Annotated in this window: 18 protein-coding genes; 5 read left to right on the top strand and 13 right to left on the bottom strand. The window is 36.1% G+C overall.

Translation table 11 applies throughout. The features are described from left to right. Positions 1-192: 192 nt before the first annotated feature. Positions 193-1,227, top strand: a complete 1,035-nt coding sequence (locus IGL56_RS06785) for a YdcF family protein (protein ID WP_002382358.1) — start codon at positions 193-195, stop codon at positions 1,225-1,227. 59 nt (positions 1,228-1,286) lie between these two features. Here IGL56_RS06785 and IGL56_RS06790 read toward each other — a convergent pair whose 3' ends face one another. Both IGL56_RS06790 and IGL56_RS06795 read right to left on the bottom strand, forming a co-directional pair. Continuing rightward, complete coding sequence (locus IGL56_RS06790) at positions 1,287-2,009, bottom strand: TraX family protein (RefSeq protein WP_002357468.1); 723 nt, start codon at positions 2,007-2,009, stop codon at positions 1,287-1,289. Between the two features lie 104 nt (positions 2,010-2,113). Then, the gene (locus IGL56_RS06795) at positions 2,114-2,866 is read right to left on the bottom strand and encodes a DUF7006 family protein (RefSeq protein ID WP_002385886.1); all 753 of its coding nucleotides are present in this window, start codon (positions 2,864-2,866) and stop codon (positions 2,114-2,116) included. A 196-nt stretch (positions 2,867-3,062) separates the two neighbouring features. On the opposite strand from IGL56_RS06795, the gene IGL56_RS06800 reads away from it, so the two are divergent. The 4 genes from IGL56_RS06800 to IGL56_RS06815 all read left to right on the top strand — a co-directional run bounded on the left by IGL56_RS06800 (position 3,063) and on the right by IGL56_RS06815 (position 6,002). Next, positions 3,063-3,857, top strand: a complete 795-nt coding sequence (locus tag IGL56_RS06800) for an SDR family NAD(P)-dependent oxidoreductase (RefSeq protein WP_002357465.1) — start codon at positions 3,063-3,065, stop codon at positions 3,855-3,857. Positions 3,858-3,985: 128 nt separating this feature from the next. Next, entirely contained in the window at positions 3,986-4,414 is a 429-nt protein-coding gene (locus IGL56_RS06805) for a MarR family winged helix-turn-helix transcriptional regulator (protein ID WP_002357464.1), read from the top strand. A 10-nt stretch (positions 4,415-4,424) separates the two neighbouring features. Beyond that, on the top strand, positions 4,425-5,387 hold the full coding sequence (locus IGL56_RS06810; protein WP_033591631.1) for a ring-cleaving dioxygenase: 963 nt from the start codon (positions 4,425-4,427) through the stop codon (positions 5,385-5,387). 12 nt (positions 5,388-5,399) lie between these two features. Next, a complete protein-coding gene (locus IGL56_RS06815; RefSeq protein ID WP_002357461.1) occupies positions 5,400-6,002 on the top strand; it encodes an alpha/beta hydrolase in 603 nt (200 codons plus the stop codon). 79 nt (positions 6,003-6,081) lie between these two features. Here the strand turns inward: IGL56_RS06815 and IGL56_RS06820 are convergent, their stop codons facing one another. The 11 genes from IGL56_RS06820 to msrA form a co-directional block, all read right to left on the bottom strand. Further along, positions 6,082-7,050 carry an NADP-dependent oxidoreductase gene (locus tag IGL56_RS06820; protein WP_002385882.1) on the bottom strand — a complete coding sequence of 323 codons (969 nt, stop codon included), beginning with the start codon at positions 7,048-7,050 and terminating at the stop codon, positions 6,082-6,084. A gap of 90 nt (positions 7,051-7,140) precedes the next feature. Then, entirely contained in the window at positions 7,141-8,424 is a 1,284-nt protein-coding gene (locus tag IGL56_RS06825; RefSeq protein WP_002357458.1) for an ABC transporter permease, read from the bottom strand. Beyond that, positions 8,425-9,105, bottom strand: a complete 681-nt coding sequence (locus tag IGL56_RS06830) for an ABC transporter ATP-binding protein (protein ID WP_002357457.1) — start codon at positions 9,103-9,105, stop codon at positions 8,425-8,427. A gap of 192 nt (positions 9,106-9,297) precedes the next feature. Continuing rightward, a complete protein-coding gene (locus tag IGL56_RS06835; RefSeq protein WP_002357455.1) occupies positions 9,298-10,029 on the bottom strand; it encodes a hypothetical protein in 732 nt (243 codons plus the stop codon). Position 10,030: 1 nt separating this feature from the next. Continuing rightward, positions 10,031-10,885, bottom strand: coding sequence for an ATP-binding cassette domain-containing protein (locus IGL56_RS06840; RefSeq protein ID WP_002357454.1), 855 nt, complete (start codon positions 10,883-10,885; stop codon positions 10,031-10,033). After that, positions 10,882-11,250, bottom strand: coding sequence for a GntR family transcriptional regulator (locus tag IGL56_RS06845; protein ID WP_002357453.1), 369 nt, complete (start codon positions 11,248-11,250; stop codon positions 10,882-10,884). Before IGL56_RS06845 ends, IGL56_RS06840 begins: the two co-directional genes overlap by 4 nt. Positions 11,251-11,398: 148 nt before the next feature. Then, entirely contained in the window at positions 11,399-11,848 is a 450-nt protein-coding gene (locus tag IGL56_RS06850; protein ID WP_002357452.1) for a hypothetical protein, read from the bottom strand. 114 nt (positions 11,849-11,962) lie between these two features. Continuing rightward, positions 11,963-12,517 carry a signal peptidase I gene (gene lepB, locus IGL56_RS06855; RefSeq protein ID WP_002382369.1) on the bottom strand — a complete coding sequence of 185 codons (555 nt, stop codon included), beginning with the start codon at positions 12,515-12,517 and terminating at the stop codon, positions 11,963-11,965. 18 nt (positions 12,518-12,535) lie between these two features. Then, a complete protein-coding gene (locus tag IGL56_RS06860) occupies positions 12,536-13,978 on the bottom strand; it encodes a S41 family peptidase (protein WP_002369330.1) in 1,443 nt (480 codons plus the stop codon). A gap of 87 nt (positions 13,979-14,065) precedes the next feature. Beyond that, positions 14,066-14,284, bottom strand: a complete 219-nt coding sequence (locus IGL56_RS06865) for a YozE family protein (RefSeq protein WP_002357449.1) — start codon at positions 14,282-14,284, stop codon at positions 14,066-14,068. 5 nt (positions 14,285-14,289) lie between these two features. Continuing rightward, positions 14,290-14,805: a peptide-methionine (S)-S-oxide reductase MsrA gene (gene msrA / locus IGL56_RS06870; protein ID WP_002357448.1), complete on the bottom strand. Its 516-nt coding sequence runs from the start codon at positions 14,803-14,805 to the stop codon at positions 14,290-14,292. Positions 14,806-14,815 lie beyond the last annotated feature (10 nt).

A 14,815-nucleotide genomic window follows, 5' to 3' on the forward strand; every position in this document is an offset into this window, starting at 1 on the left:
TTTTTTATAGAGAAGGAAAAGCTTAGTAAATCAAGCTTTTCTTTCTCTAAACAATTGTTATCTAATTTACTTTTCATGAAAAAACTTCTTTTCTAAGAATGAAAGGAAAACTTATGCTTCGGCACAGCTGTTTATTTATGTCCGATCCTAAAGCATGTTATACTTTAGATACTTATTTTTAGGAGGAATTAAATGGCACTACTACTATTCTTTTTGTTTATCGCCCTACTAGGATTTGGTATATTAAAAATTAATAACCGCAGTATCCTCGGCGGTATCACTCTGGCTTCCGGCACCTTATTGTCATTAGTCACCTTACTATTTATCGGACTAGACAAAATTTATTTACATTTTAAGAATGGCGACCTAATTACCTTGGCCATTGCTTATCTATTAATTCCCGCTGTGTTTATCGGCATTTGCCTTTACTTTATTTTTAACTCACGTACGATGCAAACGAAAGAAGGCAAAAGTGTCACGGCTAAATTGTCGGCGGGCTTAGGGTTGAACTTATTAATTGCTTTACCAGCCTTTCTATATTTATTATCAGTTGGTACAGCGCAAATACCTTATGTGCTTTTTCTGTTCTTACTTTTTCTATTGTTAATGGATCTTTTGCTGACCTTTCTATTTGCTGCTTACGTCTTGTATTCATGGATGTACCAAATGATTCCTTTAAAAAAAGCGGTTGATTATATCATTGTTTTAGGTTCGGGAATTCGTAGCGAGGAAGTACCTCCACTTTTGAAGAGTCGGTTAGATAAAGGGATTGAATATTATGAAAAAAATCCCACCGCTAAATTTGTAGTCAGCGGTGGTCAAGGTCCTGACGAACCTGTGGCCGAAGCTTTCGCAATGAAAAAATATTTGCTTTCACAAAATATTCCTGCAGAAGCAATTTTGATGGAGGACCAATCCACAACCACTTATGAAAATATGTTGTTTTCTAAAGCAATAATTCAGGCAGATTGGCAAAAGATGCCGTCTGATTCTAAACAACCCTCTGTTATTTTTTCAACAAATAACTATCATGTCTTACGAGGAGCTATGTATGCCCATCGTGTTGGCTTAAAAGCTGAAGGTGTCGGGGCGCCAACTGCCTTATATTTTTTACCGACTGCTCTAATCCGAGAATACATTGCCTTACTGGTTCATGATAAGCGAATTGTGCTTTTTGTTTTTCTACTTGTCACTCTTCTTTTAGGAATCAGTATCTTACCCATCTAAAAAAACAGCGACTCACATTTTTGTGAGCCGCTGTTTTTATTCTTTTAATATAAAAAGGTTTAATGAACGTAATTGGCTATCAATGCAATCAGCCATAAATGAAGCGGATAGAATCCGTAAAATAAATATTTGAAAAATGGTGCTTTGCTCCCTCTCTCACCATTGTAAAGCGATATAAATGGTAACACAGTGATAAACATAAAATCAGAATTATAAGCTAACATTTCAATTGTCGTTGGCCAATCTCCCAACCATTGAAAACTTGTAACTAAGAAAAAGAGCGCTAATGCACCATATAAACAGTTCCGTAAGACAAGTCTCTTTCTGGCTAGATACGTAATCAACATAAAAGGTAACATCACAATGCCACCTTCAGCAAACATTGCTCCTATTCCTAAAATTGCTAATATACTAATCAATAAAACAATTTTTAAACTGATTTTTGGCATCTCTAGCATCGCTTTTGTCACAATTAACATACTGACACCAAGGGCTAAGGTGAAGAAAATATTGTTGTGAACAGCGACAGCTGGATTATTCACTAAATGATTTAGAAGCGTATTTCCAACAAACATGATTGCTGCCCAAATATACAAACGACCATTGTAACGATAAACATTCCGTGTATAGTTGAAACCTTCTACAGCCATGTAACCAAAAAACACACCGACACAACGAGTAATTACATGAAAAATCAGTGCCCATTCTGGCGGAACAAAATAACTAATATGGTCAAGAACCATTAACCCCATCATCAATAACTTTAAGCGATTTGCGTTCATGAATCGTCTCCTTTATTTTTTCTACAGAAACTATCATATCTTTTTATATAACAGAAAACAACGAACATTCTTGTTAGATTCAACCATTCTTTTTGTCACTTTCGTTAAACTTGGTACCGCAAAGATAAATCTTCAAATAAATAATGTTGGTATTTAAATTGTTCAAAATGAATTTTTCGAATTTCTTGCTTAATGGCTATTAAGCATTCATCGACCGTCATCAATGATTCTTCTTTCAGAAGCGCCTCTTCTATTAATAATTTGCATTGGCAATCAATCAATAAAAGTTGACTATAGAATGTGTAAAATGTTTCTTTATTTAATTTTTCAATCAAATTTTTAGCTTGATTCTGCAACTTTTGATAACATTTGGTCAATTTTTGATAATCCATTAAATCAACTAACTGACCTTGTTTTAACATGTTACTAAAGTCTAAATCCCAAAGCATTTCTTTAGTCGGCTGTTGCAATAAATAATACATAGAATGACTACTAATAATTTCAGTGGTCGGTTCTTCAATTGTTTCATAAAAAGTCACAAAATATTCTCGCTCAATCACAGTAATAATTTCTTCTTCTGAAAGCTCACAATCTTCTAAATTTTGATAGAATATCAATAATTTAATCCGTTCATCTATTTTATTCAGCGAAGCAACTAATTCAGGAAAAAGAACCGACTGACAATTCTCTACTAATTCTCTTGCCTTATTTTGTTCATTTTTATAAAAGTTGTATAACTTTTTTCGCTGTTTTAACGAGTTTAGTAAGTTATCGGGTATATTCCAGTAATATTGTTTCTTCATAGCATTCCCACTCTTCTTTTTTATGTACAATTTTACAAAATTGGTCTTAGCCAATTTCGTCTCTAGTTATTCTATCAAAAAAGTGACGCTTTTTTACTGACAATAATTACTCGTTTTACGCCCAAAAAGTGAAAACTCAGCTGTTAAGTAATTATTGGGGCTTGTTTCTCGCGGGCCGAAAAAACTTTTTCCTTTTAAAAGTCCAGAAAAAGACCTACACTAGAGATAGACAAACGTTGGAGGGATTTAAATGGATTTACACTTAACGAATAAATTAGCATTAATTACTGGTTCAACCAAAGGAATTGGCAAAGCAATTGCGATTGAAATGGCTCGTGAAGGGACCGATGTCATTATCAATGGGCGCAATGAAGCCGAAGTAACTAAAGTTGTTAAAGAAATACAAACAATGTTTCCAAACACTCATCCTCAAGCAGGGACTGCCGATATTTCCATTGAAAGTCAACGAGCTACTTTGCTTGAAAAATTCCCTAAAGTCGACATTTTAGTGAACAATATGGGGATTTTTGAACCAATGGAATACTGGGACATCGATGACGCCACTTGGGAAAAATTTTTTACTGTGAACGTGTTGTCAGGCAATGCATTAGCAAAAGCTTATCTACCTAAAATGCTTGCACAAGATTTTGGTCGCATTATCTTCATTGCTAGCGAAGAAGCGGTGATGCCTTCTGGCGAAATGCCCCAATATAGCATGACAAAAACGATGAATCTTTCCTTAGCTAAAAGTTTATCCAACTTAACTGTCGGCACACATGTCACCGTTAACACGGTTATGCCTGGCTCAACCCTTACCGAAGGTGTAGAAAAAATGTTGGAAGATATGTACGCTGATTCAGACATTCCCAAAGAGGATTGGGAAAAAGATTTCATGAAAAATCATCGTTCTCGTTCACAAATCCAACGGCTCATTCGACCAGAAGAAATTGGTCGTTTTGTTACCTTTGTGGCCAGCCCAGATTCTTCTTCTTTCTCAGGCGAAGCCTTAAGAATCGATGGCGGCTTAGTTCCAACGATCTTCTAAATTAAACAAAAAAGACAGCCAGCAAAAATTCACATTTTTTGCTGGCTGTCTTTTTAAGCATATTAATTGATTACTTACCAAAAGTAAGTTATATTTATCTCGAATTCGAAATAAAAAGAGGTGAAACAATGACCCAACAGCAAGAAGCTTTAAAAGCCTATATCGGTTTATTAAGAACCAGCCATCGACTAGAGCAACTTGCCAAGCAAGATGTCACTTGTTATGACTTAAACATTACAGAATTTTCAGTATTAGAGCTGTTACTCCATAAAGGTCCTCAGACCATCCAAAAAATCAAGGAGAAAATTTTAATCGCTAGCAGTAGCACCACTTATGTTATTGACCAATTACATAAAAAAGGCTATGTAACGCGCACCCCCAGTGAAAAAGACCGACGCATTACTTACGTTGAATTAACAGAAGCTGGAAAAACATTAATTGAAGAAATTTTTCCGATGCATGCAAAGCGAATTGCAGAAGCATTTGAACAACTCTCTTCCGAAGAATTAACACTTCTTCAAAAAACTTTACGAAAAATAACAAATGAAACGAAATGAGGAAATAATGATGAAAAAAGAAGATCAATTATTAGGAATCCACCACGTTACAGCTATGACAAGTGATGCAGAAAAAAACTATCACTTCTTTACAGACGTTTTAGGGATGCGTTTAGTCAAAAAAACAGTGAATCAAGATGATATCTATACTTACCACACCTATTTTGCCGATGATTTGGGTACACCAGGTACAACCATGACCTTTTTCGATTTTCCCAATAACCCTAAAGGATTAAAAGGAACCAATACAATTTCAAGAACAGGGTTCCGGGTTCCTTCAGATGCAGCTTTGACTTATTATGAAAATCGCTTTAATGAATTTGCGGTCAAACACACAGGTATTTCTGAAGAATTTGGCAAAAAGATCCTTCGCTTTTGGGATTTTGATGATCAAGCGTATCAATTAATCTCTGATGAATTAAATCAGGGTGTTGCAGCGGGCACCCCTTGGAAAAAAGGACCTGTCCCTACAGAATTTGCGATTTATGGCTTAGGACCTGTCGAAATAGCTATTTCCTATTTTCATGAATTCAAAGAAGTCTTTGAAGAAATTCTAGGCTTTCACGTAGTGGCACAAGAAGGCAATCGCTATTTACTAGAAGTTGGGCAAGGTGGCAATGGTGCCCAAGTCGTTTTGGTAGACGATGATACTAGCTCACAAGCGCAACAAGGATATGGTGAAGTACATCACGTTGCATTCCGCCTAGCGGATCGTAAATCACTTGGGACTTGGCAAGCGTTCTTTGATCATTTAGGCTTACAAAACTCTGGCTATGTCGATCGTTATTACTTTGAATCATTGTATGTTCGTATTGGGCATATTTTAGTCGAATTAGCCACCGATGAACCAGGATTTATGGGGGATGAACCTTACGAAACATTAGGAGAAAAGTTATCTCTTGCGCCATTTTTAGAAAATCGTCGTGAGTATATTGAGAGTGTGATCAAGCCTTTCAATACAAAACGAGCCTAAGGAGGAAAAAACATGCATTCAATTTTTAAAAAAGGACATCCTGAAGCACCTGTCTTTGTGCTACTTCACGGTACAGGTGGTGATGAAACAGCTCTCCTACCAATTGCTCAAGAACTAAATAAACAAGCTACTGTGCTAAGTATTCGTGGTGATGTTTCAGAAAATGGAATGAATCGTTATTTTAAGCGCCTAGCGGAAGGTCATTATGACTTAGAAGATCTAGAAAAACGCGGTGAGGCGCTTCATAAGTTTATTCAACAAGCCGCTAACGAGCATCAATTTTCATTGGATAAAATTATTTTTATTGGCTATTCAAATGGGGCCAATATCGCTATTCAATTATTGCTTACTCATCCCGATAGTTACCATCAAGCTGTCCTCTATCATCCCATGTTTCCTGTTGAATTGACCAATCAACCAGACTTGACCGACACTTCTGTTTTATTATCTCTAGGAGAGCATGACCCGATTGTTCCACTTCCTGAAAGTATGCGTGTGATTCAATTATTTCAGAATCATGGAGCAACCGTGCAAGAGGTTTGGACACAAAGTCATCAATTAACTTATCAAGAAATTAAGGAAACACAAACTTGGTTGGCACATCTGTCCTCTTAACAAAAAAGTGGGTCCTAAGTCGAAATGACTTAGGACCCACTTTTTCTATTTTAAGATAATTCACTGTCTGAGCTTCTTTTTATTCTGCCATTTGAACAACTATTTTACCAACTGCATGGTGCGTTTCACTGAGTGCATGTGCATCATAAATCCCTTGTCTAGAAAAAGGGAAAACTTCACCAATAATTGATTTCACTTTTCCAGCTGCCATCAAATCAGCAATTTTTTGTAATTGTTCTCCATTTGGTTGAAGCCAAATACTTTCAGCAGAAATATTTTTTTCGGCTGCCAATTGTTTATCTTCAATGCCCACAATTGAAACAAGACGACCGGTGTTTGGTTTTAAGACGGCAAAACTATTTTTTTGAACCTCACCACCCATTGTATCAAAGACCAAATCAACATCAGCTAATACCTCTGCAAAATTCGTTGTATGATAATCAATCACTTCATCTGCACCAATTTTTTTCAGTAAGGCATGATTTTTTGCGCTAGCGGTCGTGATGACATGTGCGCCCGCTTCTTTTGCTAGTTGAATCGCATAAGTACCGACCCCACCTGCACCCGCATGAATTAAAACAGTTTCTCCTTCTTTAAGGTGACCATGATCAAACAATGCTTGCCAAGCGGTTAAACCAGCCAACGGAACGGCAGCCGCTTCTTCAAAGCTAATTGTTTCAGGGATTTTTGCTAATAAATGATCATCCACAATCGTTACTTCTGCATAGGTACCAAAACGAGTAGTTTCAGGACGAGCAAAAACTTTATCGCCAACTTGCCAATCCGTTACTTGACTCCCCACCTCTGTAATCACACCAGCGACATCCCAACCAAGAATAATCGGAAAGGACCAATCAAACATCTGTTTTAAATATCCTTCACGCAATTTCCAATCAATCGGATTAATTGATGTCGCGTATTCTTTTACCAACACTTGATGTTCCGATAATTCTGGCAGTGTTACTTCTGCTTCTTCAAGTACCTCTTTACTTCCGTACTGATTAATCACAACAGCTTTCATAAACCAACTTCCTCTCATTTGTTTCATTTTTCACACTTTTAGTATACGCCTATTGCCTTCTTTTTATATAAGAATATGCTTTAGTTAAATTGAGAGAAAGTAGCTGTTTTTAGTCTATTATTCATAACGTAAAGATTCAATTGGATCTAATTTTGCTGCTCTTCGAGCTGGTAAAGTTCCTGCTAAAAAAGCAATAAACATAATAACTAAGATAATCGTTAATGAAGATGGCAATGAAAATTGAATTAATTTAAATCCTGTTAAAGCCTTTAAAAAAGAATCCGTTGCCAAACGATTAACTAAATTTCCAACCCCAACAGCTCCTAAAATGCCTAATATTGAGCCAAAAAAGCCAATTAAAGCCGCCTCAACACTAAAAATTGTAAAGACTTTCCCATTGCTAAGTCCCATGGCTTTCATTAAACCAATTTCTCGCGTTCTTTCTTGGACAGACATATACAGCGTGTTAATAATGCCAAAGCTTGCAGCTAACAAGGCAATTGCACCAAACATGGTTAAAACACCAGTGATTGCATTGATTATATTACGAATCATGCCAATTTCATCTTCGACAGTAGTCGCTAAATAGCCAGCTTTATCTAAATCTTTTTTGATGTCCTTAATCTGCTCTGGCGTGCTGTCTTTTTTAACTTCAGCAATAATCATCGCGTATTGATTTTTTAAATGTTCTGGAAGATCTGCTTGATTGATTGAGACAACTTTATCAATCAATGCTTTATTCATCAGCGAGAGCCCATTTTGAATGACACTGGCATTTCTAACGCCAACAATTTTTGCTTCAATAACTTGCTCTTGTCCTTTCAAGGAACTTGAGATACCTAATTGAACTGTTTCTCCCACGGCAGCTTTACTAGATGTATAGCCGAGCGCTTTTACATATTCTGGTGACAAATTAATTTCGAAGTCCTGGCTCGTTTGCGAAACTTTACGGCCAGCCGCTAAATCAATGGTCATCTCATCTAGCGCAGAAGTAGCTGAAAATACATATTTATGCTTATCTGCTCCTTTTATATAATCGATAGCAACGGATTTCATTGGTTCCACTGATGTAACATCCGAGATTTTTTTAATCTTCTCAATATCTTTTTCAGCAAGCATACTTTGTTGTTGAATCGTACTGGTTTTTTTCTCTGGATTATATTTACTTGGTTCTGTTCCGTTACCAACATTCATCTCCATTTTTGGCTGAATAAATAGCTGATTTGCACCACCGACACTGCCGACTTGTTTGTCAATATAATCATTTACACCAATATTGACTCCTGTAGTTAAAGCTATGGTAAATGCTCCAATAAAGATTGCAATAATGGTCAATACGGTTCGACCTTTATTACGCATTAAATTGGTACTAGCTGATTTTAAAATATCTCTAAATTTCATTTACTCATCTCCTCCTACAATCAAGCCGTCTCGAACATGAACTTGCCGATCACAACGTGCTGCTAAGTCTGGATCATGTGTCACAATAATTAAGGTAATTCCTTTATTTTTATTTAAATCAAATAACAATTCTTCAATTTTCTTCCCAGTGGCAGAATCTAAATTCCCTGTAGGTTCATCTGCAAAAATAATTTGCGGATTATTAACTAAAGCACGCGCTATACATACCCGTTGTTTTTGGCCACCAGATAAATTATTCGCTTTATTTTGAACTTTATCTTCCAAACCGACTGCTTTTAACGCATCTAAAGCCATCTTTTTCCTCTTGCTACCGGAAATCCCACCAATTTTTAATGGTAAAAGAACATTATTTAAAACTGTATCCTTGGCATTCATAAAGAATTGTTGAAAAACAAAACCAAATTCTTCATTTCTCGTTTTATTCAGCACTTTCTTTCTAATACTAGTAACATTTTTACCATTTAAATAAATATCTCCTGAAGTTGGTTGATCTAGCAATGCCAAAATGTGCATAAATGTTGATTTCCCAGAGCCACTTTTACCAATTATGGCCACAGATTCACCTTTTTCAACTTTTAAATCAACACCTTTTAACGCATCAAATTTTGTTTCGTTCTTTCCATAACTTTTTTTAATATTTTTTGCTTCAATTACCGCCATGTTACCCCTCCATTTTTCATTCTTTGTCGTTTACTTATTTACAAAGTTTTTTACTCTTTTCATACTCCTTTCTTCTCTTTCTATTTTGACGGAAGCCCTTTCCTTTGTCATGGTACTTCCGATGTATCTCTCAATTAAAACAATAAGAACATGTTCCAAATTCACCTCATTGAACATGTTCTTATTAATTAGTTATGCATTTACGCGTTTAATTTCACGATGTTTATTCAATAAATAGGCCAAACCAAGATTAATGCCCACAAAGCAACTGATTGTCAGAAGAAGTGGCAGGACAGTAAAACCAGTGGATTGATAACCAACCATTGCTTGCAAGACATGGAGCATTCTCAGGCGCATTGGTGCCCCCCCTAATTGTGCAATCGTGCCCAGTAAAATAGGAATCATTAATAACAGCAATAAAACAATGAGTTTTTTTACGCCATCTATCCGATCATTAAAGACACCTGCTAACAAGCCAAGTGAGCCGCTAAGCATTAGTAAGATAAAAAAGAGCAACCACGACATGAAAAAGTTTCCTTGCGCATAGACATCAATTAATTTCATTGATAATTGAAAATGAGAAATGAAATTGCCGCTAAATACTTTAATCAGTACAAGTACAGCCAAGGATCCAACCAAAGATAAAATAGCATTACTTACAAAATTCACCAAAAAAATTGTCCAGCGGGAAAGCCCGTTTTGAATAAACAGTTTAAAATCTGTGTTTACCCCTAAAAATGATAGTATCCCCATAAAAACCAGACAAGGAATTACTGCATCAGAGCTGACAGTGTTCACGTCGTTAGAAAAGAGCAACCCAATAAGAGGAAAAAGAATGCCGAACAAAGCATAAAAGCCAAAATAAATTGCTAAAGAACGGACTTGATAAATAACACGATACTGCAAAGCTGTTTTAAATTTCATTTTACTTTTCCTTCTTTCTATTGGTTAATTGCACAAAATATGTTTGTAAATTTAGCGGCGCAATTTGAACCTCTGCTTTTTCAGTCGGCAAGTCGCCGTACACGTAAGCCGTAACTGCTCCACCTAAAGTGTCCATGCCTAAGATTTCCAATGACTGAGTATAGCGCTCTACTTGTTCTTTCGGCCCAGAAACAATGCGACCGTTTTTCAAAATTGTTTCAATAGATTCTGCGCGAATCAATTTTCCTTGATCAATGATGATAATATCTTCTAATAAATTCGCAATTTCTTCAATCAAATGGGTGGAAATCACAAACGTACGGGGACGTTCTTGGTATGTCTCAATTAAATAAGTATAAAATAATTCCCGATGATTGGCGTCTAAACCTAAGACTGGCTCATCTAAAAAAATATACTCACAGGGGACGGATAGCGCCACTATTAGTTTAGCAATACTCCGATAACCAGTTGATAATTTTTTGAATGTCTTTTTACCATCTAAACCAAAATCGCTTAACATTTGTTCGGCTAAAGACCAGTCAAAGGATCCATAAAAACCTTCAGTCGTTTTAAAAATATCTTTAATTTTTAACTGAGGAGGAAACAAATTATCTTCACTCATTAAGTAAATATGAGTCAAAGCAGCCTCATTATCGGTCACTGTTTCTCCCGCCAATTGAACGGAACCTGAAGTGGCAAAACTTCGATTATTAATGATATTTAATAACGTACTTTTACCAGCCCCGTTTCTGCCTAAGAGCCCATAAATCGTTTCTTTTTCAAAAGTAATTGAAATATTATCTAGTGCTTTTTTTTGATGATATTTTTTACTTACTGATTCCACCCGCAAACTCATGCGTCATACCCTCTTTCAATTAGTTGTTTTAATTGTTCAGCTGTAATCCCTAATTTTTTAGCTTCTGCGACAACTTCTAAGACTTCTTTATTTAAAAATTCTTCTTTCCGTGCACTTCTTACTCTCTCTTGAGCGCCTGGTAAAACAAACATGCCAATCCCCCGTTTCTTTTCAATCAACTGTCGTTCTACTAATAAATTCATTCCTTTTAAAACGGTGGCTGGATTGATTTGATAACTTTTTGATATTTCTGTGGTTGAGGGAATTTGTTCGCCTTCTAAGTAAGCGCCATTAAAAATTCCTTCAGCAATCTGATCGGCTACTTGCTGAAATAAAGGCTTTTCCCCCGAAAAATTAAATTCCATTTTTACACCTCACTTAAATGGTTAACTACTTATGCAGCTAACTATATATCTTAGAAATTCTTTTGTCAATAAAAAAACCATTGTTTCCAAAGAAATTTTTCTTTGAAAACAATGGCTATACTTTTGAGTTTATTGAATGGTTTCGTTCTTATAGGGTTCCATTGTATAACAATTCATCGGTTGTTTCGTTGACAATTTTTAAGCGATTTTGTTTTTTTATCAAAATACTTTTATAGGTCGTTCCTGTAGCCTTTTCTTCCATCACAAGAATGCGTTTATACTCATTATCAGTGACTTTCTTAATCGTTGTTTGATTTAAGGACGGGATTTTTTCTTTTAGCGTTTTTTCTTCCGCCAGACCTTTTAAGATTTCTGATTCTGTAGTGGAACTTGTGGATTTACTAGAATCGCTTGATACACCTTCGTTATTAGACGCACTTTCAGATGACTTGCGACTTGATTCGGTTACTTTAGGCTGTGATGATTCACTGGTATTAGTTGAATTCATTTGAGTTTGGGTTTGATTCCCACATGCACCAATTAGCAACCCAACGCCTAAGATAGAACTTGCTAAAATTGTTTTTCTAATCATTTGCATGACCTCCTACATCTATCATTACTTTAACCTTAACATTTTTCAGCTAAGAGAACAATTTTTCAGATTAGAAAAGACCACTAGTCGTTATTTAAATAAACGAACTAGTGGTCTTACTTATTTAGGAATGATCTTCATATGAGTGAGTGGGTAATAAACAAATTGTGCTTTCCCTAAGATTTGATCTGCATGTATTGCACCAAAAGAACGGCTGTCTTTGGACATACGGCGATTATCACCAAGTACAAAATAGCTATCTTTAGGTAATTTTTCTTGCATTAACAATTCTTTTGAATCAAAATTCGTAGTGTAAGGCATCGTTTCATGATCTTTTTTTCTGTTTTTAGTTAAATACGGTTCAGCGATTGGCTGATTATTGACATATAACTGATCGTTTTCGTAACGCACAGCTTCTCCTGGTAAACCAATCACACGTTTAATCAGAATCGATCCTGTGTCTGTTTTAAAGACCACCACATCAAACCGTTTAATGGCGGAGAATTTTTCCATCACAATCATATCTCCTTGATTCAAGGTTTTTTGCATAGAATGGCCATCCACCCGAACAGGAATCAGGAAAAATCCTCTTAAAATAAAAACGGCTACGATTGCTGGTACTAAAATTTTCAGAAAGTACATTAAATACCCAACATAATCACGTTTCTTCTTCAACTTCGTGCCACCTTTTTTCTAGTTTTTTTGAATTTCTTTGACTGCTGTATCGTAGGCAGCGTCATTTTCAAGAATTAATTTACCTAAAGTGGCTTCAATTTTTGTGGCTGTTTCATTGTCGATTTCTCCAGTTACAGGCAAGCCATTTTTCTGTTGAAGATCGCTAACCGCTGCTTTTGTTTCTGCGGTGTAGTTTGCATTGTTTTCATCAACAGGATACGCTAATACAGCTAAAATAGCATTTAAGTTCTGAATATCTTCAGATTGATCTCCTTCTTTTAGCGTTTTATCGCGAGGAATCAATTTTAAATAGGCATACTCGGGGTAATCAGCTTTGATGGTTGGTTCAATTCCTTTTTCGTTGATCCATTCGCCTTTTGGTGTTAACCATTTTAAAACAGTCAATTTTATTTCGGTTTGGTCATTTAAATCTTTCACCGTTTGGACCGTTCCTTTGCCAAATGTTTTCGTTCCAATTAATGGGACATTCGCAGATTCATGCAGTGCTGCAGCAAAAATTTCGGATGCACTGGCACTATTGCCATCAATGATAACTGCAACAGGTTCTTTTACTTTAAAGCCGCCGTCTAATTCTTTGGAAGCAACTTCTTTCATCGTACGTCCTTTTTTGTCTTCAAATTGAACAATTGTTTCGCCATTTTTTAAAAACATACTGGCCATTCGCTCTGCTTGATCTAGCAGTCCACCAGGATTTTGGCGTACATCAATTACAAAGGATTTAGCTCCTTTGTCACGTAAATTCGTGATTGTTTCTTTCAATTCTTGATATGTTTTTTTACCAAAGGACGTAATTTTAATCGAGCCAATTTGTGCATCATTTTTGTCTAACTCACCAGTCACTGTTTTAACGGGAATTTTCCCACGTTTGATTGAGATATTTTTAGTTTCTCCCTCTCTTTGGATAGTCAATTCAACGGAAGTTCCTTTTTTACCTCGGACTTTTGAGACGACTTCTGCTAGTTTCATCCCTTTTGTAGCTGTACCATCAACCTTTTCAATAATATCGCCTTCTTTGATTCCCGCTTTTTCAGCTGGGGAATCTGCTACAGGGGCCTCTGCTACAACTGGTTCGCCATCTTTCATTGTCATAGTGGCACCAATTCCTTCAAAATCACCAGATAAGCTTTCGTTTAAATCATTGGCAGCAGATTCATTTAGATAAGTTGAGTATGGGTCTCCAATGGCTTCAGACATGCCTTTTAAGGCGCCTTCAACTAATTCATTTTTATCTACTTCACCTACATAATTGGTACTAATTTCATTATATAAATCCTGCACTTTGCTTAAATCAGCATTGGTAATTGCCCCTTCTTGACTCATCTTTTTAACACGATGATCAAAATAAATATAACTACTTCCTCCAGCTAAAAATGCGACACAGAGGAGCGAAATAATATATTGATAAAAAGGAACAGTTCGTTTGTTCTTCATAGATTTCATCTCATTTCTAACAAATTCGTCACTACTTTTGTTTACTATAACATGAATGAAAAAAGAGGAAAAGCTTTGTTTGCTTTTCCTCTGGATTTATTTATTGTTTTCAAGGTACTTTTCCCATAACTCATCAAAGATGTCCATGTTGCTTAAATAGTCAGCATTCATTTCTAAATAAGAAGAAAGTTCATGATAATCCTCGGTTTGTTTTGGAAACTGAATATCTTTGGCCGCTTCATTGGCAAAATCAGTTTCAGGATCTTTAGCCGGACCTTTTAATGTCATTAAGTAATGGTAAAAGCTTCGTCTCATGTAAATTAATCACTCCATTTTTCTTCAATAAATTCACTTCTACGTTGATGGGACAATCCATAACGCAAAGCGTCTTTTTTATAAAAGTCTTGATGGTATTCTTCAGCAGGATAAAATGGTGCTGCTGGTTCGATGGTGGTAACAATTGGTTCTGTAAAACGGCCACTATTAGCTAGACGTTCTTTACTTTTCTCAGCAATTTCTTTTTGTTCTTGGGAACGATAAAAAATAACTGGCCGATAATTATCGCCGCGGTCTTGAAACTGACCGAAAGCATCAGTAGGATCTGTTTGTTGCCAATAAATATCCACTAATTGTTCGTAAGAAATAATCGCTGGATCAAAAGTGATTTCTACTGCTTCCGTATGGCCTGTTGTGTGTGTTAGAACCTGTTCATATGTTGGATTAGGCACGTGCCCACCTGTATAACCCGAAACAACTGAGATAATCCCTGGTTGTGTATCAAAAGGCTGCACCATACACCAGAAACAGCCGCCTGCAAAAATTGCTTTTTCTTCCATCTCTAACACT

This window comes from Enterococcus sp. DIV1316a, from assembly GCF_050536915.1.
In the GTDB taxonomy this organism is placed as follows: Bacteria; Bacillota; Bacilli; order Lactobacillales; family Enterococcaceae; genus Enterococcus; species Enterococcus faecalis.